Here is a 2,886-nt window from a genome sequence, read left to right on the forward strand (position 1 = left end):
TCCCGAAGGGACGTCGAAATGGCTTCGATCTTGGGTCCGCGCGACCTTGCGGGTAGCGATGCTACCCGCTGCGGCCACCCGAACCCAATATCTTCGCCATTTCGACGCCTCGATCGTGCAATTAATGGGTCCTGACCCTAGATTTTTCCCTGGCTAGAATTCGACGATGATCCGCACCTTGTCGGCGCTGATGCCGGCGGCGAGCGCGATCTGTTCGCGGCTGCGATCGATCAGCTCCAGCAATGTCCCGGGATCTCCGGGCTCGCCGGGCGCTTCGTCGATCCCCGGTGCCGCCCGGTCTTCGTCGGCGCCGGGCGCAGGGTCCACCGCCTCCGCCAGCTCGGGCGCCGGGGCGACGGCGCTTTTGAGTTCGACGGCGCTCAGCGTCGCGGGCGATACCGGGCCTTCGAACTGGCATCCAAAGAGGCGGCCGCTTGCCCAGATGACGACCGCCGTTATGTCGCCGGCGTGCGGAAGCTCGATCTCGATCCGGTCGCCGGCCGCCAGTTTGACGTCGCTTTCGAGCAGCAGGCCCGTCCCCGAGATGTTGTGAATCTGGACTTCAAGCCCCGTGCCGTCATGCCGCAAGCCCGAGGCCAGAAGGCTGAGTTTTCGGCGCGCGTCGAAACGTTTTTCGGCGCCGGGCGCCGATGGCAGAAAATGTCCGAAAATAGGCATAAGCGGTTGTTGCGGGGCGCTGGTTAAAAGAAGGTTAGCGCGCGCGCCGAAAGATGGCGCGGCCCGCGTGCGCTCGCCGCCCAAGAGTTGCGCGAGCGGGGTGCGGAGCAGGGGGCGCGCCCTGCGCGCCGGGAATCAAAACCGGCACTCTAGATTCTTGTTTTTCCCTGATTTCCAAGCCGTGAAATGTTCCATTTCACTCGAAATCACTCCAAGGCTGCGAGAGCGGGCGTTTGGCTTCGAGCCCGGCGGCGAGCTTCGCGACCTCATCGTCGGTGAAGTGCAGTCCGAGCTTGCTCCGCCGCCACAAGATGTCGTCGGTCGTGCGTGCCCATTCGCGGTCCACCATCCACTGCACCTCGGCGGCGCTGAGCCCGTGCGCGATCTCGCCGCCGAGCGCGTCCCAATCCTCGGCTTCGTCCAGCCACACCCGCGCGTCGGTTCCATAGGCGCGGGTGATGCGGTCGACCGTCGCGTTGGTGAGAAAGGGATAGGCAAGCTTATACTCGGCTTTCAGCGCGGCGGCGCCGTCGGTGGGGAAATCGCCGCCGGGCAGGGGTGCCTTCGCCGTCCAATGCTTGCCGGACAGCGCGGGGATATGACCCGCAAGCTCGTCGACCACCGCTTCGGCAACGCGGCGATAACTGGTGATCTTGCCGCCATAGATGGTGAGCAGCGGCGCGCCTTCCGCCAAATCGAGGTCGATGCGATAGCCGCGCGTCGCGGCCTCGGGGCGGCCCGATCCATCCTCGATCAGCGGCCGCACGCCCGAATAGGTCCAGACGACGTCGGCGGGAGTGATGGGTTCACGGAAATAGAGGCTGGCGCCTTCGCACAGATAGGCGATTTCCTCGTCGCTCGCCTTCGCCGCGCTCGCCGGCCCGTCATGATCCTGATCGGTCGTCCCGATCAGCGTGAAATCGCGCTCATAGGGGATGGCAAAGAAGATGCGCCCGTCGGGAAGCTGGAAGAAATAGGCATAGTCGTGCTCGAACAGCTTGCGCACGACGATATGCGACCCGCGCACCAGCCGCATCTGGTGGTCGGGCTCGGCATCGGCGCGGCGCAGCAGGTCGAGCACTGCCGGCCCCGCGGCATTCACGACGCTGCGGCCGGTGAAGCGATATTGGCGCCCTTGGTCGTCGCGCGCGTCGACGACCCACAGGCCGTCCTCGCAGCGCAGCATTTCGGCGCGCGTTCGTGTCCGCACGCGGGCGCCGCGTGTCGCGGCGTCGCGCGCGTTGAGCGCGACCAGCCGCGCATCATCGGCCCAGCCGTCCGAATATTCGAAACCGTGGACATATTGCGGTTGCAGCGCTTTGCCCGCGGCATGACGGGTGAGATCGATCGAGCGCGTCGCGGGCAGCTTTTTCCGCCCGCCGATATGGTCATAGAGAAAGAGGCCGAGCCGCAGCAGCCAGCGCGGGCGAAGGCCGTCGCGATAGGGGAGGACGAAGCGCAGCGGGCGAATGATGTGCGGCGCGATTCCCCACAAAATCTCGCGTTCCTTCAGCGCTTCGCGCACCAGGCCGAACTCATAATGTTCAAGATAGCGCAGTCCGCCGTGGATCAGCTTCGTCGACGCCGAACTGGTGCCCTGCGCCAGGTCGCCCGCTTCGAGCAGCAGCACGCGCGCGCCGCGTCCCGCGGCGTCGCGCGCAACCCCCGCGCCGTTGACGCCGCCGCCGACGACGATGACATCATAGGGAAGGGCACTGTCGGGCATGAGGGGAGGCTTTAAGACGGTTCGACGGGAAATGGAATCCATCCCTCCCAAACATCGTCACCCTCAAACAAGTTCAGCATGACGAAGAAATCAAGAACCTTTCATCCGGTTGCCGGATAGCGTCATCGCTGGCCTACGTATGCGCGTTGCAATCATGCGGCGGCTCCTCCATTTCTGAAAGCGGATATCCAAGGGGATTTTTGTGAGCGTGAAAGTCGAAACATTGGTGCTGTTCGGCGCGACGGGCGACCTGGCGCAGCGCATGCTCTTTCCCTCGCTCTACAACCTCCACCTCGACGGGCTGCTTGCCGATACGCTGACGATCATCGGGTCGGGGCGTTCGCAGATGGACCGCGCGGCGTTTCAAGCGCAGGTGCGCGCGGCGCTCACCGAGCATCTTCCCGCCGACCGTATCGAGGATGCGGGTGTCGCCGCCTTCCTCGACCGCATCGATTATTGCGCGATCGATGCCGGCGCGGGCA

General features: G+C 65.0%; 2 protein-coding genes and 1 pseudogene. 1 reads left to right on the forward strand and 2 read right to left on the reverse strand.

All coding sequences use genetic code 11. The annotated features are described in order from the left end of the window. Positions 1-153 precede the first annotated feature (153 nt). Together VJ811_RS12665 and glpD are read right to left on the reverse strand one after the other, a co-directional pair. A complete protein-coding gene (locus tag VJ811_RS12665; protein WP_324072855.1) occupies positions 154-678 on the reverse strand; it encodes a PilZ domain-containing protein in 525 nt (174 codons plus the stop codon). 196 nt (positions 679-874) lie between these two features. After that, complete coding sequence (glpD, locus tag VJ811_RS12670; protein ID WP_324072856.1) at positions 875-2,404, reverse strand: glycerol-3-phosphate dehydrogenase; 1,530 nt, start codon at positions 2,402-2,404, stop codon at positions 875-877. Positions 2,405-2,606: 202 nt separating this feature from the next. On the opposite strand from glpD, the pseudogene VJ811_RS12675 reads away from it, so the two are divergent. Beyond that, positions 2,607-2,886 (forward strand): annotated as a pseudogene (locus VJ811_RS12675) (glucose-6-phosphate dehydrogenase); the annotation flags it as partial.

The organism is Sphingopyxis sp., from assembly GCF_035250425.1.
In the GTDB taxonomy this organism is placed as follows: Bacteria; Pseudomonadota; Alphaproteobacteria; order Sphingomonadales; family Sphingomonadaceae; genus Sphingopyxis.

Coding starts and splice junctions, on each gene's coding strand:
- VJ811_RS12665 (WP_324072855.1), bottom strand. CDS start 678: ATGCCTATTTTCGGACATTTTCTGCCATCGGCGCCCGGCGCCGAAAAA.
- glpD (WP_324072856.1), bottom strand. CDS start 2,404: ATGCCCGACAGTGCCCTTCCCTATGATGTCATCGTCGTCGGCGGCGGC.